At 67.7% G+C, this 19,528-nt stretch carries 23 protein-coding genes; 11 read left to right on the forward strand and 12 right to left on the reverse strand.

The window, feature by feature from the left end; translation table 11 throughout:
• Window positions 1-53 precede the first annotated feature (53 nt).
• The 4 genes from ACSHWB_RS15665 to ACSHWB_RS15680 all read right to left on the reverse strand — a co-directional run bounded on the left by ACSHWB_RS15665 (window position 54) and on the right by ACSHWB_RS15680 (window position 3,133).
• Window positions 54-215 carry a hypothetical protein gene (locus ACSHWB_RS15665; protein ID WP_439662750.1) on the reverse strand — a complete coding sequence of 54 codons (162 nt, stop codon included), beginning with the start codon at window positions 213-215 and terminating at the stop codon, window positions 54-56.
• A 249-nt stretch (window positions 216-464) separates the two neighbouring features.
• Window positions 465-1,106, reverse strand: coding sequence for a hypothetical protein (locus ACSHWB_RS15670; RefSeq protein WP_439662751.1), 642 nt, complete (start codon window positions 1,104-1,106; stop codon window positions 465-467).
• 347 nt (window positions 1,107-1,453) lie between these two features.
• Complete coding sequence (locus ACSHWB_RS15675) at window positions 1,454-2,515, reverse strand: helix-turn-helix transcriptional regulator (RefSeq protein WP_439662752.1); 1,062 nt, start codon at window positions 2,513-2,515, stop codon at window positions 1,454-1,456.
• Window positions 2,516-2,719: 204 nt separating this feature from the next.
• A complete protein-coding gene (locus ACSHWB_RS15680) occupies window positions 2,720-3,133 on the reverse strand; it encodes an NUDIX hydrolase (RefSeq protein ID WP_319985338.1) in 414 nt (137 codons plus the stop codon).
• Window positions 3,134-3,295: 162 nt separating this feature from the next.
• Between ACSHWB_RS15680 and ACSHWB_RS15685 the strand changes: the two genes are divergently transcribed.
• The 3 genes from ACSHWB_RS15685 (at window position 3,296) to ACSHWB_RS15695 (ending at window position 5,059) form a co-directional block, all read left to right on the forward strand.
• Window positions 3,296-4,039 (forward strand): TauD/TfdA family dioxygenase, encoded by a 744-nt coding sequence (locus tag ACSHWB_RS15685; RefSeq protein ID WP_439662753.1) that lies wholly within the window; start codon window positions 3,296-3,298, stop codon window positions 4,037-4,039.
• Window positions 4,036-4,380 (forward strand): hypothetical protein, encoded by a 345-nt coding sequence (locus ACSHWB_RS15690; protein WP_439662754.1) that lies wholly within the window; start codon window positions 4,036-4,038, stop codon window positions 4,378-4,380. Before ACSHWB_RS15685 ends, ACSHWB_RS15690 begins: the two co-directional genes overlap by 4 nt.
• 391 nt (window positions 4,381-4,771) lie before the next feature.
• On the forward strand, window positions 4,772-5,059 hold the full coding sequence (locus ACSHWB_RS15695; RefSeq protein ID WP_439662755.1) for a hypothetical protein: 288 nt from the start codon (window positions 4,772-4,774) through the stop codon (window positions 5,057-5,059).
• Here the strand turns inward: ACSHWB_RS15695 and ACSHWB_RS15700 are convergent.
• Both ACSHWB_RS15700 and dctA read right to left on the reverse strand, forming a co-directional pair.
• Window positions 5,056-5,712, reverse strand: coding sequence for an HNH endonuclease family protein (locus tag ACSHWB_RS15700; protein ID WP_439662756.1), 657 nt, complete (start codon window positions 5,710-5,712; stop codon window positions 5,056-5,058). The genes ACSHWB_RS15695 and ACSHWB_RS15700 overlap by 4 nt on opposite strands.
• Before the next feature lie 50 nt (window positions 5,713-5,762).
• Window positions 5,763-7,037, reverse strand: a complete 1,275-nt coding sequence (gene dctA / locus ACSHWB_RS15705; RefSeq protein WP_439662757.1) for a C4-dicarboxylate transporter DctA — start codon at window positions 7,035-7,037, stop codon at window positions 5,763-5,765.
• An 86-nt stretch (window positions 7,038-7,123) separates the two neighbouring features.
• Between dctA and ACSHWB_RS15710 the strand changes: the two genes are divergently transcribed.
• On the forward strand, window positions 7,124-7,942 hold the full coding sequence (locus tag ACSHWB_RS15710; protein WP_439662758.1) for an endo alpha-1,4 polygalactosaminidase: 819 nt from the start codon (window positions 7,124-7,126) through the stop codon (window positions 7,940-7,942).
• Here ACSHWB_RS15710 and ACSHWB_RS15715 read toward each other — a convergent pair.
• Complete coding sequence (locus ACSHWB_RS15715; protein ID WP_439662759.1) at window positions 7,915-8,655, reverse strand: SRPBCC family protein; 741 nt, start codon at window positions 8,653-8,655, stop codon at window positions 7,915-7,917. The genes ACSHWB_RS15710 and ACSHWB_RS15715 overlap by 28 nt on opposite strands.
• A complete protein-coding gene (locus ACSHWB_RS15720; protein WP_439662760.1) occupies window positions 8,652-9,251 on the reverse strand; it encodes an ArsR/SmtB family transcription factor in 600 nt (199 codons plus the stop codon). The genes ACSHWB_RS15715 and ACSHWB_RS15720 overlap by 4 nt, the downstream gene beginning before the upstream one ends.
• Before the next feature lie 145 nt (window positions 9,252-9,396).
• Between ACSHWB_RS15720 and ACSHWB_RS15725 the strand changes: the two genes are divergently transcribed.
• Entirely contained in the window at window positions 9,397-9,570 is a 174-nt protein-coding gene (locus ACSHWB_RS15725) for a hypothetical protein (RefSeq protein WP_439662761.1), read from the forward strand.
• Here ACSHWB_RS15725 and ACSHWB_RS15730 read toward each other — a convergent pair.
• From ACSHWB_RS15730 to ACSHWB_RS15740, 3 genes are all read right to left on the reverse strand, one after another.
• Complete coding sequence (locus ACSHWB_RS15730) at window positions 9,552-10,514, reverse strand: TIGR03617 family F420-dependent LLM class oxidoreductase (protein WP_439662762.1); 963 nt, start codon at window positions 10,512-10,514, stop codon at window positions 9,552-9,554. The genes ACSHWB_RS15725 and ACSHWB_RS15730 overlap by 19 nt on opposite strands.
• Window positions 10,515-10,538: 24 nt before the next feature.
• Window positions 10,539-11,237, reverse strand: coding sequence for an excalibur calcium-binding domain-containing protein (locus tag ACSHWB_RS15735; protein ID WP_439662763.1), 699 nt, complete (start codon window positions 11,235-11,237; stop codon window positions 10,539-10,541).
• 118 nt (window positions 11,238-11,355) lie between these two features.
• The gene (locus tag ACSHWB_RS15740; protein WP_439662764.1) at window positions 11,356-11,808 is read right to left on the reverse strand and encodes a DUF4442 domain-containing protein; all 453 of its coding nucleotides are present in this window, start codon (window positions 11,806-11,808) and stop codon (window positions 11,356-11,358) included.
• 174 nt (window positions 11,809-11,982) lie between these two features.
• Between ACSHWB_RS15740 and ACSHWB_RS15745 the strand changes: the two genes are divergently transcribed.
• Both ACSHWB_RS15745 and ACSHWB_RS15750 read left to right on the forward strand, forming a co-directional pair.
• Window positions 11,983-12,504: a MarR family winged helix-turn-helix transcriptional regulator gene (locus tag ACSHWB_RS15745; protein ID WP_439662765.1), complete on the forward strand. Its 522-nt coding sequence runs from the start codon at window positions 11,983-11,985 to the stop codon at window positions 12,502-12,504.
• A gap of 2 nt (window positions 12,505-12,506) precedes the next feature.
• Entirely contained in the window at window positions 12,507-14,147 is a 1,641-nt protein-coding gene (locus ACSHWB_RS15750) for an MDR family MFS transporter (protein WP_439662766.1), read from the forward strand.
• A 72-nt stretch (window positions 14,148-14,219) separates the two neighbouring features.
• Here ACSHWB_RS15750 and ACSHWB_RS15755 read toward each other — a convergent pair whose 3' ends face one another.
• Window positions 14,220-14,726, reverse strand: a complete 507-nt coding sequence (locus ACSHWB_RS15755) for an inorganic diphosphatase (RefSeq protein ID WP_439662767.1) — start codon at window positions 14,724-14,726, stop codon at window positions 14,220-14,222.
• A gap of 124 nt (window positions 14,727-14,850) precedes the next feature.
• Between ACSHWB_RS15755 and dacB the strand changes: the two genes are divergently transcribed.
• Genes dacB through hpt form a run of 4 tightly spaced genes read left to right on the forward strand, consistent with a single transcriptional unit; the run spans window position 14,851 to window position 19,490 of the window.
• Window positions 14,851-16,944 (forward strand): D-alanyl-D-alanine carboxypeptidase/D-alanyl-D-alanine endopeptidase, encoded by a 2,094-nt coding sequence (gene dacB / locus ACSHWB_RS15760; protein ID WP_439662768.1) that lies wholly within the window; start codon window positions 14,851-14,853, stop codon window positions 16,942-16,944.
• A 28-nt stretch (window positions 16,945-16,972) separates the two neighbouring features.
• On the forward strand, window positions 16,973-18,016 hold the full coding sequence (locus tag ACSHWB_RS15765; protein ID WP_439662769.1) for a zinc-dependent metalloprotease: 1,044 nt from the start codon (window positions 16,973-16,975) through the stop codon (window positions 18,014-18,016).
• Window positions 18,013-18,924, forward strand: coding sequence for a tRNA lysidine(34) synthetase TilS (tilS, locus tag ACSHWB_RS15770; RefSeq protein WP_439662770.1), 912 nt, complete (start codon window positions 18,013-18,015; stop codon window positions 18,922-18,924). Before ACSHWB_RS15765 ends, tilS begins: the two co-directional genes overlap by 4 nt.
• 17 nt (window positions 18,925-18,941) lie before the next feature.
• Window positions 18,942-19,490 carry a hypoxanthine phosphoribosyltransferase gene (gene hpt / locus ACSHWB_RS15775; RefSeq protein ID WP_439662771.1) on the forward strand — a complete coding sequence of 183 codons (549 nt, stop codon included), beginning with the start codon at window positions 18,942-18,944 and terminating at the stop codon, window positions 19,488-19,490.
• Window positions 19,491-19,528 lie beyond the last annotated feature (38 nt).

Below are 19,528 nucleotides of genomic sequence, written 5' to 3' on the forward strand. Positions count from 1 at the left end.
GACCGGTGACGGCTTCTAGTCCTTCGTTGCCACTACTCGACGCGTTCAGCAGTTCACACCAGAGCCTTGGGACGCTTGCCTGGCTCGATCTCGACGTGAGCGGCCGGGTTGAACGTGATGATCTGCTGCGCGATCGCGTCGTTCAGCGCTGCTCGTAGACCTCCGACATTGTCAAGGCCGCCCGCGCCCGACGGGATCGCAGAGGCGACGCTCAAGCATGCTCGCAAGCGCGCGGGCATCGCGACCACCCGGCAGGGCTTCGGGCAGGGCTCGGTGTGGACGTTCGCCTTGCAGCCCGCGCCATCCGGATCACCGTTGAAACCGTTCGGATCAGGTGCCGAGAGCTGATCTGGATGAGCTGAATGGTGATCCGAACGCGACCGGACCCGACCGGTCGGCAGAGGCCCCGCGTGCACCGTTTCCGGCCTTTCTTGGCGTGGGGGTGGTGTCGATGGCTGCGAGCCCTACCTCACCAGCTGCCATGTTCCACATCGTTGTGTCGTGAAACTGCCGTCCGAGGGTGCGACTGTGACTGTGATCGACTGCGCGTGGGTGACGAAGTTGTTGTCGATGATCTCGCCGTCCGGTTGCGTCCGCTCCCAGTAGCAGTCATCGACACTGCGAGTGGTGCGGTACTTACCGGGCTTGATCTTTCCCTTGCCAGTGCCGATCTCGTACGTTCCACTGCCGAACGGCACATTCCCTTCGAGCACGTCGTTCAGTGCGCCTTGGTGTTCAGGACACAAAAGGGGAATGCCGATCTTGAAGATCTCCAGACTCTTCGCGTCCTCGTTGATCTGTCCCTGGAGGAACTCCGACGCGGTCACGTACTGGGCCGGGGTAGTCATGCTCTTGCACACGTCGAGCACCCATGCGGATGCTGTTCGGTACGTGCTGCCTACAGCAGAGCTGAGTCCCGCAATCTCCACTGCGTCATCGACCTTCTCCGCTGGTGTGAGTTCTCCAGGTTTGACCCAGACGGTCGCAGTCGATTGGGCGCTGCGGTTGGCCTCGATCGAACTCACGACCCACTTGTTCAGGGACTCGGGGAGCGTCCCAGTAGTCGAAATCTGGAAGAGGTTCGACTTCTTGGTCGCATGCGTCACGTAGACGTAGTAGCCGAGTTTTGGATCTCGGCGACCGCTGTGTTCGCAGTGACGCCTACGTACTTGGCGGTGTCGATCACTGGTGGAAGCGGTGCAGCGGAAGTCGTCGTGGTCGTTACCGCCGTTGATGATCGGGACGGTTCAGACGAAGGGCTTGCAGCGCCGCAGGCGGACAGAGCGGCTACTGCGCCTAGCGCGATGAAGGGCAGCGTGAATCGGCGCATGCGGAACTCTTTTCGCAGTCGCAAGTGGTGTCACATCTGGCTGCCAGGCATGCCCTGTATCGGTGTGAGACCAGCAACGCGTTACTGACCGTCATCCGCTGAGATCGACTCGGCCGAAGCTCATCAGCCCGGTGTAAGAAGGGCGTTGAGGCGTTGTAGTGCCAGTTGCCCACTCGTGCTGATTTCGATGAGTCCACCATCGTCGGCAGCGCGGATTGTCCGCTGTATCTGGTGCGGCAGGCGGTAGGTCTCAGCGGCAAGGAGCGCGGTGCGCAAGGCGTCTTCTGCGCCGTCTCGCTGTCGGGCTGCAAGCAGAACCTGTCCGGCGGTGACTCGCTCGATGATGTGCCATTGCGGGGCGACTGGTGCCGCATTCGGCATATGCGTCTGCATGATCCGGACCGCGTTGGCGGTTCTGCCAGTCGAGATCAGGCCGCGCAACTCGATCTCCCGGAAGGTGAACGGGTTGAACAGCATGCTTCGGCCGCCACCGTCGTCGAGTCGTTCGCGGTACCCGTTGATCGCTAGGTCGAACAGGTCCGGGTCACCGTGTTCGCCTGCGGCACGAGCGAGAAGCGCGAACGCGGCTCCCTGTCCCTCCCGATCCTCGGACATGGCAACAGCTCGACCGAGTCGCGCGATGGCTGCGCCGATGTGGTCAGCCTTGCGCAGCTCGTTCCCGTGCATCCGCAGCGCATGAGCGAGGAATGCCCGGTCGCCGAGGTACTCAGCGATTACCAAGGCCTTGCCCGTCCAGCGGGCGGCAGCCGTCAGCCGTTCCTCCGGCAGCACCGTGCCGAGCGAGACGCCGAGTGCGGCACGGCCCTGCCCGAGCAGGATCATCGTGTCCCGTTCGGCCCGTCCCTCGGCGGCTCGTGCCTCAAGCCGTGCGACCAGCGGCCACAGTTCGTTGACGGCATCGACGGCCCTGCCTGACTGGCGTGCGATCTCGGCAAGGCGGATGGTCGAGTCACCGAACTGGATCATCGCGGCGAAGTCGGCATCGTCGTTGTCGGTCACGCCGAGCGCGTGCATCGGCAGCCCGAGCGTCCGCGCGATGTGCCGCCGAGTGGCCACGTCGCTGATGTTCCGGCGACCGGTCTCGATCATCGACACGTAGGTCTTGTCGTAACCGAGCAGAGCGGCGAGCCGTTCCTGACTCAGCTTGTTCAAACTGCGGTACACGCGCAGGATCGTTGGCAGATCACGACTTCTGAGTGCAGCCGTCGCTTCGGGAGCTGACCACAGCCACACCGCGGGCATGAGTTGACGAGCGGGCGCGGACGGTGCGGCGTGGCGCGCGCTCGCGTGACACGTTGGGCAGATCGGTTCGACGGCGAGCCGACTCAACCCGGCTCCGCACGCATCGCACCGCCTGCTCGTCATGGCTTACCTGACCGCGTCCGCGCGCAGCCGCTCAAACCACGTCGCAATCGAGCGCTTGTAGCCCTCTGGCATGTTCAAGCCCGGCACCTCGTCCTCCGTGAACAAGCCGATTTCCTTGTGCTCGTGGGAAAGCACGGGTTCGCTGTCGCCGACCGGGTGGCATCCGTAGGTCACGATGAACACGTTCTTCTCGGCAACGTTGATGTAGTACATCCACGTGTCGAGGATCGGCCCGGTCGTCACCTTCCACTGCGTCTCTTCGGTGATCTCGCGGGCAACGCACTCTTCCGGCGTCTCTCCGGGCTCGATACGGCCGCCCGGCAACTCCCACTCCTCCCGCTCGTTCTTCAGCAGCAACACCTTGCCGTCGCGGACCACCACGCCCTTGATCGAGACGGGGTAGGCAAGCTGGCTCATCGAGGTGTCCTCCGTGATTCGCGGGCAGGCTGCTCAACGGCAAAGTAGCACCGGAACCCACCATGCCGAGGCGACGCGGTGTTGACAACCTGTCACTGGACGTGATGGACAGAACAGCGTTCTGCTGATCCCGTAGACGAGTCGTTTCGGGAGGTAGACGCCATGATCGAGCCGTATCGCGTCAACGCGGACTCCGCCAACCTGGTCGAGCTGATCGCTGAGCAGGGACTCGCTGTAGTCGACGGTCTCGACGGCCCCCAGGACCTGCTCAGGCTCGCGCAGTCGATCGCCATCGTCGTGCCGCACCGGGACAGCGGACCTGATGGCGTCACCACGATCGCTGACCTTGGTGAGTCGATCGTGCGCAGCGGATTCGCAGGCTTCAGCGCTTGTGCGCTCAACCCGCACACCGATCGCTCAGGCGTTCCGCATCCGCCCGCGCTGCTGATGATGAGCTGCTCGCAGGCTGCGACGGCCGGCGGCGAGTGCGTGCTCATCGACGGTCAGGCCGTGTACGACGATCTCGCCGAGTCGGAGCCTGAAGCGCTCACCGCCTTGAGTACTCCGCGCTCCGTCTTGTTCGGCGGCGCGGCTGGGTACCTCAGCTCGATCTTCAGCGACAACGGCGGCGGCCGGATCGCTGTCAGACTTCGGCTCGACGAGCTTGCTCAGTTCGCGCCCGAGGTCGACCGCTGGATTCCAGTGCTGCGGAACGTGATCGACCGCCACGCGTTCGAGATCAGGCTGACTGCCGGGCAGGGCTACGTCCTGGACAACCACCGCTGGTTGCACGGTCGACGAGCATTCACCGGGCAGCGCGTGGTCCACCGCGTGAACGGCGACCCATTGCCCGAACTGGTTGTGGCGACGGGTGTTCGCGTCCGGGCGTCGAGTGATGCCGCATGAGCGACGACGCGGCGATCCGCGCCTTTCCGACACTTGCTGCGCTCATTGCGATCAGAGATGCGGGCTGGACCTTCGTCCACCGCGACGAGGTCGAGGGCGTGCCAACACAGGTCGACGGCTACCGAGTCTGGCCAGGCGGATGGATCGACGCCGTCCGCGTTCGCGATGAGGACGACGCGATGGCGTTGCGCACCGATGGGGATGAGCCGCCCGGCATCGTGTGGGAGCGCACAGGTTCACTGGCGCATGTGGTTCAAGAGCTGCTGGGCGTTCCTGCTCCTGGCGATCGCCTCGCGCCTCGGCTCGTGAAGGCGACCGGGCCGATCCTGTGGACGCCGTAGTCAGACCGGCAGCCGGTGTCTTCCGGTCGTTGCTGCACGCGGTCGAGACAACGGTACGACCGATCGACTTCCGAGGAATCGCACTCTGGTTCGCCGTCTGCGGGGCGGCATCCGTGCTGGTCAGCGGGGACGAGATAGGGGCTCGCAAAGTGTGCCCATTGTGTGCCCGAACGCTCCGAAACGAGCTGATCGTCAACGGCACCGGACGGCAGTCGCACCGGCCTGAACAGGATCAATCAGACCGGTGCGGTACTACCCGTCAGCACTCAACACGAACACTGGGAAACTCGTAATGAGCAGGTCATCGGTTCGATTCCGATAGGCGGCTCGGTGAGACGGAAGGGCCAGGTCATTCGCTGACCTGGCCCTTCCGCATATCTACGCTGGTGCCATGGCCGTCATGGAAGTGCAGAACGACTCCACGGAGTGGCTCGTCGTCTGGCTGGAACCGCTCGCTTACGACTACTGGCTGCGGCGCGGGGAAGGGCTCCGCATCCGCACCGATTACGTCGGTGACGAGCTCGCCTTCCACGTTTCCACCCACGCGACCGACGCGGATCGGGCGGAAGGGGTGGAGAACCTGGTCGTCTACGTCGAGAACTGCAGTTTCCACGCCGAGGTCACCGACCAGAACGGCAATGTCCTCGAACTCGCGCATCAGCGTCCCGAGGGCCGCTAACCGCACGTGGTGAGTGCCTGCTCCAGCGCCGCACGTTCCGCCGGCGCCACGGAAAGCGCATAAGCGGCCTTCACCGTCACATAGATCCGCCCGTACGAACACGCGTACCCGGCATTGGGCGGCATCCACTCGTCGGGCGTCTTGTCGCTCTTCGACTGGTTCACCTTCCCCGACACCGCCACGAGGTTGCGCAGGTCGTTGGCCGCGGCCAGGCGTTGCTCGGGAGCCCACGCCGCGGCACCGCTGCGCCACATCTCGGCCAGCGGCACCACGTGGTCGATCTGGATCTTCGACGTACCGCTGACCCGCGTGCCCGTGTACGGGTCGTCGAGGTTGCCCGCCTGGACACCGCAGCGGCCCGGTTTGCGCTCCACCTCGGTCAGGTCGCGGGCCAGGACCTGGCTTCGCTGGTCGCAGCCGTCGCCGTCGGTGTCGAACCAGGGCTGGCCGAACACGCACGCCTTGCCGTCCGAGCAGTCGCGCACGTAACCGTCCAGGCGGCCTGGGGCGGCGACGGGCAGGGCCGCGAGCGACGTGCGCGCGGTGACGGCGTCGAGGGTGCCCGCCGGGACCCGGTCCACCTGCGGGCCGGGGGGTGCCAGGGGGAGCGCGGAACAGCCGGTCAGCAGGATGATCAGCAATAGCCACCGCATGAGAACTGCATACCCGCGTGGCAACAGGTGATGGCCGCCCAACGGCGTAACTAGACCCGGCTTTCGGCGTCCTCCACCACTTCCTGGCCGCTGAGGACCGCGCGCATCTGTTCGGAGTCGAGCATGCCTTCCCAGCGCGACACCACGAACGTCGCCACGCAGTTGCCCAGCAGGTTCGTGAAGACCCGCATCGAGTCCATGATCCGGTCGGCGCCCAGCAGCAACGCGACCGCGGCGGCGGGGATCGAGCCGACCGCGGCGACGGTGGCGGAGAGGGCCAGGAACGCCGAGCCGGGTACGCCCGCCATGCCCTTGGAGGTCAGCACGAGCACCAGCACGATCGTGAGCTGGTCGCCGAGGTCGAGCGGGATGTTGAGTGCCTGCGCCAAGAACACCGTGGCCAGGGACAGATAGATCGAGGCGCCGTCGAGGTTGAACGAGTACCCGGTCGGCAGCACGAGGCCTACGGACGTGGGGGCGCAGCCCGCGCGTTGCAGCTTCACCATCATCCGCGGCAGCACGGCTTCCGACGACGCGGTGCCGAGTGCCAGCAGGAACTCTTCCTTGGCGTAGCGCAGGAACTGCAGGATGTTGACGCGTGCGAACACCCACGCGATCACGCCGAGCAAAGCGCAGAACAGCAGTGCGGCGCCGTAGGACGCCAGGATCAGCCACGCGTACGTGCGCAGCGAGCCGAGTCCGTACTGGCCGACGAGGAACGCCATCGCGCCGAACGCGCCGAGGGGCGCCAGTTTCATGATGTAGCCCAGGACGGCGAAGAACACCAGGTTGACGCGTTCGATCAGGTCCACCACGGGTTTGCCGCGTTCGCCGAGCTGGGCGAGCGCGCAGCCGAACAGCACCGAGAACAGCAGCACCTGAAGCAACGCGTTGCGCGCCAGCGCGTCCACCACACTGGAGGGGATGAGGTCGAGCAGGAACTGGACGACGCCCGGGAGGTGACCGCCCTGCGTCTTCGCGTCCACCGCGGAGGCGTCCAATGTGGACGGATCGACGTCCATGCCGTCGCCGGGCCGCACGACGTTGCCGACGAGCAGGCCGAACGCGAGCGCGGCCGTCGACACGACCTCGAAGTAGATCAGCGCCTTCAGGCCGATGCGGCCTACCGCGCGCAGGTCCCCGACCTTCGCGATGCCCGTGGCCACCACGCAGAAGATCAGTGGTGCGATCACCATCTTGATCAGTTTGATGAAGCCGTCGCCGATCGGCTTCAGGTCGGCGCCGAACGCCCGGAAGAAGTGGCCGACCAGCACGCCGGCGACCACGGCCACGAGGAGTTGCAGGAAGAGCGACCGATTTTTCACATGCCGGAAGCTAAATCTCATTTATGAGCGATGGAGTCTCCTGGGTGTTACGCCTGCGCTATTCCGCGAGTGACAGACTGCCGCGCATGAAAACCGCCGCGGCGGTGGCCGCCCTGCTCCTGCTGGTCACCTCCTGCTCGAGCGAGCCGGACCTGCCGCCACGTGAGTTACCGCCCGCCGGAGGGCAGCTCGACTACCAGCTCGGCGGCGCCTACCAGCCGGACGTGCCGGTCAAGATCGTCGTGCGCGACCGCAGCAAGATCATCGACGGCCGGCGCTACAACATCTGCTACCTCAACGCCCTGCAGACGCAGCCGAACGAGGCCGAGGGCGGCCTGGACTGGTGGCGGAAGAACCACGCCGACCTGCTGGTCAAGAAGGCGAACGGCGAGGTCGCGATCGACCCGGAGTGGGAGGAGGGCATCCTCGACATCTCCACCGGTGAGAAGCGCGCCAGGATCCTCGAGATCCAGAAGAAGTGGATCAAGGACTGCAAGACGTCCATGTTCAAGGGCGTCGAGCCGGACAACCTCGACTCCTACACGAAGGTCGAGGGTGCGTTCGACCTCAACGCCACCAAGGAGTTCATGAAGGCGTTCGTCAGGTTCGCGCACGAACAGGGTCTCGCCGTCGCGCAGAAGAACACCGCCGAACTGGGCAGCGCCGGCAAGAAGGAGATCGGCTTCGACTTCGCGATCACCGAGGACTGCCAGGCCCAGAACCAGTGCGGGTCCTACGCGGAGGCGTTCGGCAACGACTTCTTCCAGATCGAGTACACCGACGAGGGTTTCCAGAAGTCCTGCGCCGATCGCGGCGGACGAGTCTCGGTGATCCGCCGCGACCGGAACGTGGTGCCGTACGGGCACACGGACTACGTCTACGAGGTCTGCCCGCCCAGCGTCTGAGTCAGGAACGCCTGCCACTTCTCGGCCTGGCCGGTCGCGTCACCGAAGACGTGGTGACCGATGGCGTTGGTGCCGTGGAAGCGGTAGATGCCTTCGGGGCCGCGCACGCCGAGGAAGTTGTGCAGGTCGTGGTGGACGACGTAGTCGACGACGCCGGTGATGCCGAACGGCTCCATGGTCACCTCGTCACCGACCTTCGCGTCCGCCGGGATGCCGAGCGCCTTCAACAGCACCGGCCAGTTGTTCGCGCCTTCGGGCTGTTCCGGCCACTGGCCGAACACGTAGGTCCCCGGCCTGCCCGCGAAGTGCTTGACGTACTCGGCCATCGTGAACAGGTACATGTCCCAGCCCTTCGACTGCTGGTCGACGAACTCGTCGCCCCAGCCGTCGGCGAGGATGCCGGTGTGCACGAACCGCAGCACGGTCGTGCCCTGGTCACGGGCCTCGATCAGGTACTCCATCGCGTGGAACGTGCCGTCCTCGCCCTTGTCGCTCGAGTAGGCGAGGTGCTTGCCGGGCTCCCACGCGGTGATCGTCGAGGACTCCTGGAAGAAGCCCAGGTCGAGCGTCATGCGGCCGCCCACGCGCCCGTCGACGGTGTGCGGGCCCATGAACCACGAGTCGATGCCCGGTCCGGTGGCGATGGCCTCCCAGACCTGTTCCGGGGTCCCGTCGACCTCGACTTCCTTGCTGATCTCGAACTCGTGGGTCACGACTCTTCCTCCTTGGACGCGATCACGCTCGGGTGCAGGGCGACGACGACTCGGTGCGGACGCCCTCCTTCTGCCTGTTCGTCGTGGTACTTGGCGACCAGCTGCGTCATGAACCCCGCGAGCTCCTCGGCGAACGCCGCGCGGTCCGCCGCGGTGGCGAAGCGGACCTCGCCGTCCAGCGCGAAGGTCGCGAGCCGTTTCTTCGCCTTCGTCGCGCCCGTGAGCAACGTGCCGACGTCGCGCACCAGCCTGGCCGAGACGGCCAGCAGCCACCGCGCGGACAACCGATCGGGCGAGCGCGCCGGGTCGGGCTGCACGGCCGCGAGCGCCGTCGGGGAGATGACGTAGGACGCGGCGGTCGCCTGCATGAGGCGCTCGTTCACGTTGCCCTTGCGCCGTTCCTCGACGAGCTCCACCAGGCCGTGCTGCTCCAGCGTGCGCAGGTGGTAGTTCACCTTCTGCCTGGGCAGCCCGACCTTCGCGGCGAGCATCGTCGCCGATCCGGGCTCCACCAGCTCCGCGAGCAGCCGCGCCCGCACCGGGTCCAGCGACACCTCGGCCGCGGAAGGATCCTCGATCACCGCCACTTCGAACATGGCGCCAGCGTCACACCGAAAACAAAATTAGTCAAGAACCGGGTTGCTGTCGGTGACTTTGCTCCACCTGGGTGGCGTTCGAGCCGGTACCGTAAGCAACGTCTCGATTGGTCGTTGCTTGTTCGCAACCCCCTGAGGAGACGACGTGATCTGGATGCTGGTCCTGACCGTGCTGGCCCTACCGTTCGCTTTGACCGCCGCCAACGTCGGCAGACGCAGGTGGATCCGCAAGAGGGGTGTCGCCAGGGTGCGCGCCGAGCTCGACGGTTTCCACGCCGAGCTGGCCCGCCACGGCCTGAGTCACTTCCCGGGTCGCTGAACCACGTCCCCTGACGGCGAGATCCGGGTGACGACGTCGCCGTAGCGCGCCAGGAGCGCGTCCGTGACGGTCTCCGGTGTGCCGAGGACGCAGAACTCGGCCAGCACCTCGTCCGTGATCAGTTCGCTCATCTCCGCCCACTGCTGCCGCCGTGACATGCGGTGCAGCTCCTCGTGCAGCGCGCCCCAGCCGTGCAGCTCCAGCACCGGCCGGTACGCGGGCGTCGACCCGTAGAACGCGATCTGCCGCTTGACGTCCGCGACCTCCTCGTCGTTCGTCGCGGCGAACACCGGGCCGCTGATCTCGAAGCCCTCCAGCGTCTTCCCGGCCTTCGCGCGGCCGCGTTCCAACGCGGGCAGCGTCACCTCGCGCAGGTACCGCTCGGTCGTGAAGTTGTGGCACAGGAAGCCGTCCGCGACCTCGCCCGCCACCTCGGTCATCAGCCCGCCGACGCCGGCGAGGTAGATCGGCGCGGTGCCGTGCGGGTTCGGGCCTGGGTCGAAGAACGGCGTCATCAGCGTGTGCTTGTAGAACTCGCCGCGGAACGCCAGCCGTTCACCGGTCTCCCAGGCGTGCCAGATCGCGCGGATCGCCAGCACGAACTCGCGCATGCGCGCGGCCGGCTTGCTCCACGGCATCGAGAAGCGCTTGGTGATGTGGGCCTCGACCTGCGAGCCAAGGCCGAGGTTGAAGCGGCCGTTCGACAGCAGCCGCAGGTCGTTCGCCGTGGTGGCGACGGTCATCGGGTTGCGCGCGAACGCCACCGCGATCGCCGTGCCGAGCTCGATCCGCTCGGTCGCCGCGGCGGCACCGGCCAGCGCGAGGAACGGGTCGTGCTTGGTCTCGGCGAGCCAGAACCCGTCGTAGCCCCGGTCTTCCGCCCGCTTCGCGATGGCCCCGGCCTCGCCGGGGGTGTAGACGACGGCAGCGCTGTCCAGCTTCATGCCGTAGAGGTTATTGCCCGCCGGTCAGCGGTAGCGCGACTCGCAGGCGATGCCGTTGCGGTTCTCGTCGAGCTCGACGCGGTAGCCGGGCTGGCCCCAGTAGAGCGGTGCCGCGCCTGCCCTGCGGGCCTCGTCGCAGCTCGCGAAGAAGACGGGCTTCGGCTTGGGCGGGGCCGGCGGCTTCGTCGTCGTGGTCGTCACGGGCGGCGGTGGAGGCGGAGGCGGCGGGGGAGTGGAGGTCTCGAGGGTGTCCTTGCCCCCGCACGGCGCTCCCCACAGCCCCATCGGAACGCGCTGCGCGGCCCCCTCGGCCTCACGCTGTCCCGGCGTCGGGGCGCCCGCGGTGCGTCCGGCACCGTTGCCCAGCGCCAGCAACGCGTAGTCGGTGCCGTCCGCGAGGCTGAGCGCGCCGGTCGTGCGGTCGAAGCGCACCTGCTGGCCCAGCAGCATCGCCTTCGCGAACGCGCCGGAGGCCTCAGCCCAGCACGGTCCCGGCTGCGCGAGGCCGCTGACCTCGGCTTTCGAGCCGTCGGAGAGCATCACCGAACGGCCGTCGACGATCGACGCCACGCTGATGCCCAGCTGGGCCGGTGGGATCGCCGCCGACGACGAGGACGCCGTCACCGGCACGTCGTCGGCAGGTTTCTCCACGGCGACGGGCCTCGACTGCTGTACCTGCGCGGCGCAACCCGCGGTGAGCAGGACCAGCACGACCCCGCCCACACTTCTCCACCCCGACATAACCCCGCATACTGCACCCGCGACGCGGTGTGGCCAAGGTTACGTATTTCGATCGGATCGGTTCACCGGGATTCCGAACTGAAATACGGAGACGCCCAGTTCAGCGCACGGGCTTCAAAGTCCAGACGACGGTCATCTCGCCGGTGGTCACGCCCTCGGCGTTGGTGATCGTGATGGTGACCGGGAACTCGGGCCGCGTACCGGCCTCCAGTTCGGCCAGCACCTCGTCCGCGGAGCGTCCCAGCACGGCCTCCGCGCGCAGCGGGCCCATCGCGATCTTCTTGTAGGCGATCTCCGCGCGGACGGCGAGCGGCGTGGCCTTGCCGAGGTGCGCGGCGAACGCGGCCATCACGACGGCGCCGGACGCGGACTCGCCGAGGCCGAACATCATCGCGGCGTGCGGGCCGCCGATGTGGTTGTGCAGCTCCGGGGTGTCCGGCAGCGACGCGACGATGCGGCTGGCCGAGACCTCCTCGAACTCGATGCCCGTGGTCTTCACGTAGGGCACCGCCTGCTTCATGGCGTCGGCGATGAAAGACACGTCTTGGCTCATGAGACGGATGCTACCGGCGAGTAACCCAGGCGGCTACCCATCGGTAACAACTACTCGGCGCGCCCGTACCACTCCACTGTGGAGTGAGACTCGGAACTCACTTGCGTTTCGGTGGACCGAGATGGATGCTTGTACCGAGCAACTAGTTGGGTGATACAAGCAACGAGGTGTCAGATGGTCGATCCGGGCAGGTGCCTCGGAGCCGGCATCGATCCCGAGCACGAGCTCGCGGACCGAGTCGGGATGGCGATGGTGCGCATGAACAAGATGCACGCCCAGGTCGCCCACCAGATGGCGAAGCAGGGCATGGACAAGTCCGCCTTCGTGCTCCTCGCGACGCTCTCCGGACTCGGAGAGTGCCGCTCGAGTGCGCTCGCGGAGGCGGTGCTCTCCGACCCGTCCACGATCAGCCGGCAGGTGGCCGGACTGGTGAAGGACGGGCTCGTCGAGAGGCGTGCTGATCCGGCGGACGGCCGGGCCAGCGTTCTCGCGGTCACCGAAGCGGGCCGCGAGCTGATCCTGAACCGACGCCGGCAACGCAACGAGGCGATCCAGCAGGTGTTCGCGGACTGGGCCGATGAAGACCTCAAGGGCTTCGCGGACCTGTTCGAACGCTTCGTCCAGGACTACGAGCGCACGATTCCGGCGCTTTTGACCGAACGCGGGACGGGGACCCGCGCAGGAGGGGAAGTCTAGAAATGTCAACCACGACCGATGCGACACCCACGCCAGGGGTCTCCCTGACGCATCGCCAGATCATGACGATCCTGTCCGGCCTGCTGCTGGGCATGTTCCTCGCGGCGCTGGACCAGATGATCGTCGCCAGCGCCATGAAGACCATCGCGGACCAGTTGCACGGACAGACGTTGCAGGCGTGGGCGACCACCGCCTACCTGATCACCGCGACCATCACGACCCCGTTGTACGGCAAGCTGTCGGACATCTACGGGCGCAAGCCGATGTACCTCGCGGCGATCTCGCTGTTCCTGGTGGGTTCGCTGCTCTCGGGCATCGCGACGTCGATGTACGAGCTGGCCGCGTTCCGCGCGGTGCAGGGTCTCGGCGCCGGCGGTCTGATGTCGCTCGCGTTCGCGATCATGGCGGACATCATCTCGCCGCGTGAGCGCAGCAAGTACTCCGCCTACTTCATGGCCGTGTTCGGTTCGGCCAGCGTGCTCGGGCCGGTCATCGGCGGCGTGTTCGCCGGGATGAGCTCGTTCCTCGGTGTCACCGGATGGCGCTGGGTGTTCCTCGTGAACGTGCCGATCGCGCTGCTCGCGCTGTTCGTCGTCGCCCGCGTGCTGAACATCCCGCACCAGCGGGTCAACCACCGCATCGACTTCGGTGGCGCCATCGCGCTGACCGTCGGCCTGGTGCCGCTGCTGATCGTGGCCGAACAGGGCCGCGAGTGGGGCTGGGCGTCCGTGACGTCGATCGCCATGTACGTGATCGGTGTGCTGGGCCTGGTGGCGTTCGTGTGGGTCGAGAACCGCATGGGCGACGAGGCGTTGCTGCCGATCCGGATGTTCCGCAACCAGACGTTCTCGCTGGGCAACACGATCAACTTCGTGCTCGGCATCGGCATGTTCGGCGGCATGGTCTCCATCCCGCTGTACCTGCAGATCGTCAAGGGCGTCACGCCGACCGTGTCGGGCCTGATGCTGCTGCCGATGACGTTCGGCATCATGTCGGCCACCGCGATCGCCGGCAAGGTCACGTCGAAGACCGGGCGCTACAAGGTGTTCCCGATCATCGGCGCCGGACTGATGGCGGTCGCGCTGTTCCTGCTCAGCACCATCGGCACGGACACGCCGAGCTGGCTGGTCATGATCTACATGTTCATCATGGGTGCGGGCCTCGGCCAGTGCATGCAGACGCTGCTGCTGGCGATCCAGAACGACGCCGAGCCGCGTGACATGGGTGTGGCGACCGCCTCCGCGACGTTCTTCCGCCAGATCGGTGGCACCGTCGGTACCGCGGTGTTCCTGTCGATCCTGTTCACCACGGTCGGCGACAAGATCGCGGAAGGCCTGCGGGCCGCGGCGCAGACCGACGCGTTCAAGATCGCTCTGGGGCAGAACCCGGAGTTCGCGAAGATGCTGCAGGGCGGCGGCGGGGCCGGTGTGGACATCAACAACACCGAGTTCCTCAACGGCCTCGACCCGGTGCTGGCGAAGCCGTTCCTCGACGGGTTCTCCAGCGCGATCGACACGGTCTTCCTGACCGGCGGCATCGTGATGATCGCGGCGTTCGTCCTCGTGTGGTTCCTGCGCGAGAAGCCGCTGTCGACCAGGTCCGGCCTGGAGCGCGTGGCCGACGCCGAGGCCATCGCGGTCTGAGTCTCCACAGGTAGCGAGAAAGAGGGGCCGCTCAGCGCGGCCCCTCTTTTCGTCGTTCTCAGCGGTGCGTTCTCAGTGGAACGTCTCGCCGCGCGCCTCGGCGTCCTTCAGACGCTGGTAGGAGCGCTTGACCTCGGCCTCGGCCTCGGTGCGGCCCACCCAGCTCGCGCCCTCGACGCTCTTGCCGGGCTCCAGGTCCTTGTAGACCTCGAAGAAGTGCTGGATCTCCAGGCGGTCGAACTCCGCCAGGTGGTGGATGTCCCGCAGGTGCTCGTGACGCGGGTCGTAGGCCGGGACGCACAGAACCTTGTCGTCGCCGCCCTTCTCGTCGGTCATGCGGAACATGCCGATCGCGCGGGCCGCGATCAGGCAGCCGGGGAACGTCGGCTCCTGGACGAGGACGAGGGCGTCCAGCGGGTCGCCGTCCTCACCCAGGGTGTTCTCGATGAACCCGTAGTCGGCCGGGTACTGCGTCGACGTGAACAACGTGCGGTCGAGGCGGATGCGGCCACTCTTGTGGTCCACCTCGTACTTGTTGCGCACGCCCTTGGGGATCTCGATCAGGACGTCGAATTCCACTGGTCCTCGCTCATGTAGCCCATTCGTGATGCCCACTAGTGTGGACCACAACGCCTTGTCAACCCTCATCGGAGCGGTGGTTGGTGGGTGTGAGATTGCCCGTACCGAGCTGACGGAGGCTCTCTTGCCGGACGACCCCCAGTGGCCGACCGAGGACGACGACGCCGAGTCGGTCGCCGCTGCCTCGCAGTCAACGGTGCAGGTCAACCGCCCGAGCGTCGACCAGCCGACGATGCGTTTCCCGCTCGCCGCCGTGCTGTCGGCACCGTCCACTCAGGAGCCGCTGCGCTCGTCGCCGGTCCGTTCCGCCCCGAACGGTGCGGGCGCCGGACATTCCCCGTCGGGTGTGCCAACGACCGCTTCCGGCGGTTCCGGCGGCCCTTCCGGCGGGAGCGGTGGTGGGAAGTCTCACGGGGCGATTGGTCCAGAAGTCGGCCAACCTCGGGCGGTCCCGGTGCGGATCGAGCCGAAGGGCGAGCAGACCCGCGTCGTGCCGCGGCCGGACCAGCGCACCTCGGAGCTCTCGGTCCCGAACGCCAAGACCGCGCGCGTCGACCAGCTGCCGCACTCCGAGCCGTCCTGGTTCGACCAGAAGGGGCGGCCGGACCAGCAGCCCGCGCGGCCTGAGCAGCGTCAGCCGCAGGCGCGTCCGGAACAGGCGCGGCCAGAGCAGAGCAAGCGCGTCGACCAGCTCCAGCGCCAGGAACCGCCGCGCCAGGAGCAACCGCGCCAGGAGCAGCCTCGTCCCGTGCCGCCGCCCCCGCCTGCCCGGCCGGAGCCGCAGCCGCAGCGCCAGGACCTCCCCGTCACCGGCTACGAGGAGGAACCGGAGGACCGTCTCGCCACCGACGAGCCGCGCAGGAGCCGCAAGCCGCTCTTCGCGGTGCTGAGCCTGCTCGTCGTCGCGGCGCTGGCCGGCGCCACGCTCTACGCGGTCCAGGAGTTCGGCGGCACCAAGGCGATCGAGACCAAGCCGCCCGCCGCTCCCGCGAACGTCCAGCCGCTGGTCAAACCCGTCACTGCGGGAGCACCGGCACCGACCGCCGCCGGCGTGAAGCAGGCGCTGGCCGGACCGGCGGCCAACGGCGTGCTGGGCACGCTCACCGGCAGCGTCATCGACCCGGCCAGCGGCACGGCGCTGTGGCAGCAGGGCGACACCACGCCCGCGACCCCCGCGTCGAGCCTCAAGATCCTCACGGCCGCCGCGGCCCTGCTCAGCCTCGAGCGGACCGACCAGCTGAGCACCAAGGTCGTCCAGGGCGCGGAGCCCGGCACCGTGGTGATCGTCGGCGGTGGTGACCCGACGATCTCCGGCACACCCGGCAAGTCGGTCTACCCCGGCGCCGCGACGCTCGACGACCTGGTCGGCCAGGTCAAGGCGAAGGGACCGGTCACCAAGGTCCAGTTCGACCTCAGCCGGTACACCGGTGAGGCGCTCGGGCCGCAGTGGGAGTCCGCGGACATCGCGGGCGGCTCGGTCGCGCCGATCGTGCCGTTCATGCTCGACGGCGGCCGGGTCGACCAGTCCAACGTCAACGGCGTGCGCACCGGCAGCCCTGCCCAGGCGGCGGCGGACGCGTTCGCCCAGCGCATCGGGGCCCCTGGAGCCACGGCGGGCTCGGCCCCCGCGGGCGCGGCGGTGCTCGGCGAGATCAAGTCGGCGCCGATCGAGCAGCTCGTCGACAACATGATGCAGATCTCGGACAACGTGCTGACCGAGGCGGTCGCGCGCGAGATCGCGATCAAGACCGGCAACGAGCCCTCGTTCGCGGGCGGCGTGAAGGCCGTGCGGGACGTGCTGACCAAGAACGGGTTCGACCTCACGACCGCGACCTTCGTCGACGGCAGCGGGTTGTCCGCGACGAACAAGATCCCGGCCAAGCTGCTCACCGACGTGCTCAGCGCGGCGGCCAAGCCCACTTTGGACGACGCCCGCACCGCGAAGCTGCGGCCGTTGCTGACCGCGCTGCCGGTCGCGGGCGGCAGCGGCACCCTCGCCGGTCGGTACGGCGGGACCGCGGCGCCGGGCAAGGGCTGGGTGCGGGCCAAGACCGGCACGCTCACCGGGGTCAACGCGCTCGCCGGCATGGTCGTCGACGTGGACGGACGGGTGCTCGTGTTCTCGTTCATGTCCGCGAGCAGCCGTCCAGCGGAGAGCGAGGTCCGGCCCGCGCTGGACGTGCTGGCCGCTGCGTTGCGGGGTTGTGGCTGTTCGTAGCCGCCCGTGCGCAGGTAGCGTCGGAACTGTGAACGGGGCGACGGAGGCAGAGCTCGGCCCGGTGGACTGGGAGCTGGCGGTCTCGACCGCCACGCGGCTCGTCCGGCCGGGACCGGTGATCGGCAAGGACGAGGCTGACCACGTCGTCGGCAGGCTTCGCGAGCTCGCGCCGCAGGCGGAGGTGCACGTCCGCGAGCTGACCGGGCTCGGTCAGGGCCTGCCGCTGCTGCCGGGCGAGGTCGTCGACAGACCGGCGTGGGTCGCGGCCGCGGCACAGGGTCTCGCCGCGCTGACGGGGCCCGCGATGCCGCGTCCGACCGGCCCGATGGCGGGGATCCTGGCCGGCACGGCCGGTGTGCAGGCGGGCGTCGTGCTGGCGTTCCTGTCCTCACGCGTCCTCGGCCAGTACGACCCGTTCAGTCCGAACGACCAGCTCGCCGGCCGTTTGCTGCTGGTGGCGCCGAACATCGTTGGCGCGCAACAGGCCCTGGACGTGCCGGGCGACGACTTCCGCATGTGGGTGTGCCTGCACGAGTGCACGCACCGCCTGCAGTTCACCGGCGTGCCGTGGCTGCGCAGGTACTTCTCCGACCAGGTCACCGCGCTGCTGTCCTCAATGGACGAAGAGCGCGCACCCCTGCCGGACCTCATCCGCGACTTCCGGAACAAGCTGCGTGCGGGCGACGGCCCGATGGGGCTGATCGAGCTCATCCAGTCGCCGCAGCAGAAGGCCGTGCTGGACCGGCTGATCGCACTGTCCACTTTGCTCGAAGGCCACGCCGACCACGTGATGGACGCCGTCGGTCCCTCGGTCGTGCCGACCGTCTCCACGATCCGCAGCCGCTTCAGCGCACGACGCAAGGGCGGCGGTCTGCTCGACCGGATCCTGCGCACGGTGCTCGGCGTCGAGGCGAAGGTGCGCCAGTACGAGGAGGGCGCGGAGTTCACCTCGTACGTCGTGGAGCGGGTCGGGATGGACGGCTTCAACTCGATCTGGACCTCCGCCGAGACGTTGCCGACCCGCGCCGAGATCGCCGAGCCCATGAGCTGGCTGCGTCGCGTGTCGCCGTGAACGGACCGGTCGCCGAGATCAGGGTGGCCGTCCGCCGTTTCCTGGACGAGGTGCGGCCGGACGCCGTGACCGTCGCCGTCTCGGGCGGTGCCGACTCGCTGGCGCTGGCCGCCTGCGTGGGACGGCTGGTGCCCGGCGCGTCCGCGGTCGTCGTCGACCACCAGCTCCAGCCGGGTTCTGCTGACGTCGCCGCGCGGGCGGCTCGGCAGTGCTCGTCGTTCGGGCTTGTAGCTCGCGTGGAGGCCGTGCAGGTGCAGGGGCCCGGTGGTCCCGAGGCAGCGGCCCGCAACGCCCGCTACGCGGCTCTCAGGCCGTCGTCCGGCGTCGTGCTGCTCGGCCACACGCTCGACGACCAGGCCGAGACGGTGCTGCTGGGCCTGGGCCGCGGGTCCGGTCCGCGTTCGATCGCCGGGATGCGCGTGTTCGACGCGCCGTGGGGGCGTCCGCTGCTCGGCGTGTCGCGGGCGGTCACCCGTGCCGCCTGCGCGGAGCAGGGCATCGAGGCGTGGGAGGACCCGCACAACGCCGACCCGTCGTTCACGCGTGTGCGGCTGCGCACCGAGGTGCTGCCGTTGCTGGAGTCCGTGCTGCAGGGCGGCGTCGCGTCGTCGCTGGCGCGCACGGCCGCCCAGCTGCGCGAGGACTGTGACGCACTCGACGCGCTCGCGGAGGCGTTCGCCGGCGACTGCTGTGCCGTTGACGACATCTCCGAGCTGCCGGTCGCGTTGAGGCGCAGAGTGCTCAGGGCGTGGCTGATCGACGAAGGCGTGCCTGAACTGTCCGATTCGCACCTGCGACGTGTTGACGCACTGGTGAGTGAATGGCGCGGTCAGGGCGGTGTCTGGCTACCTGGCGGCTTTGTCGTGCGGCGCGCGCATGGCAGGCTCGTTGTGGAACCACAGTCTTAAGCAGAGGGGACCTGTCCGTGTACGACGGCGACATCGCATCCGTGCTCATCACCGAGCAGGAGATCAGCGACAAGGTCACCGAACTCGCCAAGCAGGTCGCGGCTGATCACCCAGAAGGTGACTCCGACCTCGTGCTGATCACTGTGCTCAAGGGCGCCGTGATGTTCATGGCCGACCTTGCCCGCGCGCTGCCCGTTCCGGTGCAGCTCGAATTCATGGCCGTTTCGTCCTACGGATCCTCGACCTCGTCCTCGGGCGTGGTGCGGATCCTGAAGGACCTGGACCGAGACATCGCCGACCGCAACGTGGTGATCGTCGAGGACATCATCGACTCTGGGCTGACGCTGTCGTGGCTGCTCAAGAACCTGCAGTCGCGCAAGCCCAAGTCGCTGCAGGTGTGCACGCTGCTGCGCAAGCCCGACGCGGTGAAGGTCGAGGTGCCGGTGAAGTACATCGGTTTCGACATTCCCAACGAGTTCGTCGTCGGGTACGGGCTGGACTACGCGGAGCGGTACCGCGACCTGCCCTACATCGGCACGCTGGACCCGAAGGTCTACTCGAACTGACCTTCTGATCGACCTGTCTCCCAAACGCACGCGGGGCG

Origin of the sequence: Lentzea sp. HUAS TT2, assembly GCF_051853195.1 — a bacterium.
In the GTDB taxonomy this organism is placed as follows: domain Bacteria; phylum Actinomycetota; class Actinomycetes; order Mycobacteriales; family Pseudonocardiaceae; genus Lentzea.

What these genes read in the sequence shown, in the direction of transcription:
- ACSHWB_RS15695 (WP_439662755.1), top strand. Translation starts at nt 4,772, where the DNA reads ATGGCCGTCATGGAAGTGCAGAACGACTCCACGGAGTGGCTCGTCGTC.
- ACSHWB_RS15720 (WP_439662760.1), bottom strand. Translation starts at nt 9,251, where the DNA reads ATGTTCGAAGTGGCGGTGATCGAGGATCCTTCCGCGGCCGAGGTGTCG.
- ACSHWB_RS15680 (WP_319985338.1), bottom strand. Translation starts at nt 3,133, where the DNA reads ATGAGCCAGCTTGCCTACCCCGTCTCGATCAAGGGCGTGGTGGTCCGC.
- ACSHWB_RS15710 (WP_439662758.1), top strand. Translation starts at nt 7,124, where the DNA reads ATGAAAACCGCCGCGGCGGTGGCCGCCCTGCTCCTGCTGGTCACCTCC.
- ACSHWB_RS15750 (WP_439662766.1), top strand. Translation starts at nt 12,507, where the DNA reads ATGTCAACCACGACCGATGCGACACCCACGCCAGGGGTCTCCCTGACG.
- ACSHWB_RS15745 (WP_439662765.1), top strand. Translation starts at nt 11,983, where the DNA reads ATGGTCGATCCGGGCAGGTGCCTCGGAGCCGGCATCGATCCCGAGCAC.
- ACSHWB_RS15700 (WP_439662756.1), bottom strand. Translation starts at nt 5,712, where the DNA reads ATGCGGTGGCTATTGCTGATCATCCTGCTGACCGGCTGTTCCGCGCTC.
- ACSHWB_RS15740 (WP_439662764.1), bottom strand. Translation starts at nt 11,808, where the DNA reads ATGAGCCAAGACGTGTCTTTCATCGCCGACGCCATGAAGCAGGCGGTG.
- ACSHWB_RS15685 (WP_439662753.1), top strand. Translation starts at nt 3,296, where the DNA reads ATGATCGAGCCGTATCGCGTCAACGCGGACTCCGCCAACCTGGTCGAG.
- ACSHWB_RS15730 (WP_439662762.1), bottom strand. Translation starts at nt 10,514, where the DNA reads ATGAAGCTGGACAGCGCTGCCGTCGTCTACACCCCCGGCGAGGCCGGG.
- ACSHWB_RS15690 (WP_439662754.1), top strand. Translation starts at nt 4,036, where the DNA reads ATGAGCGACGACGCGGCGATCCGCGCCTTTCCGACACTTGCTGCGCTC.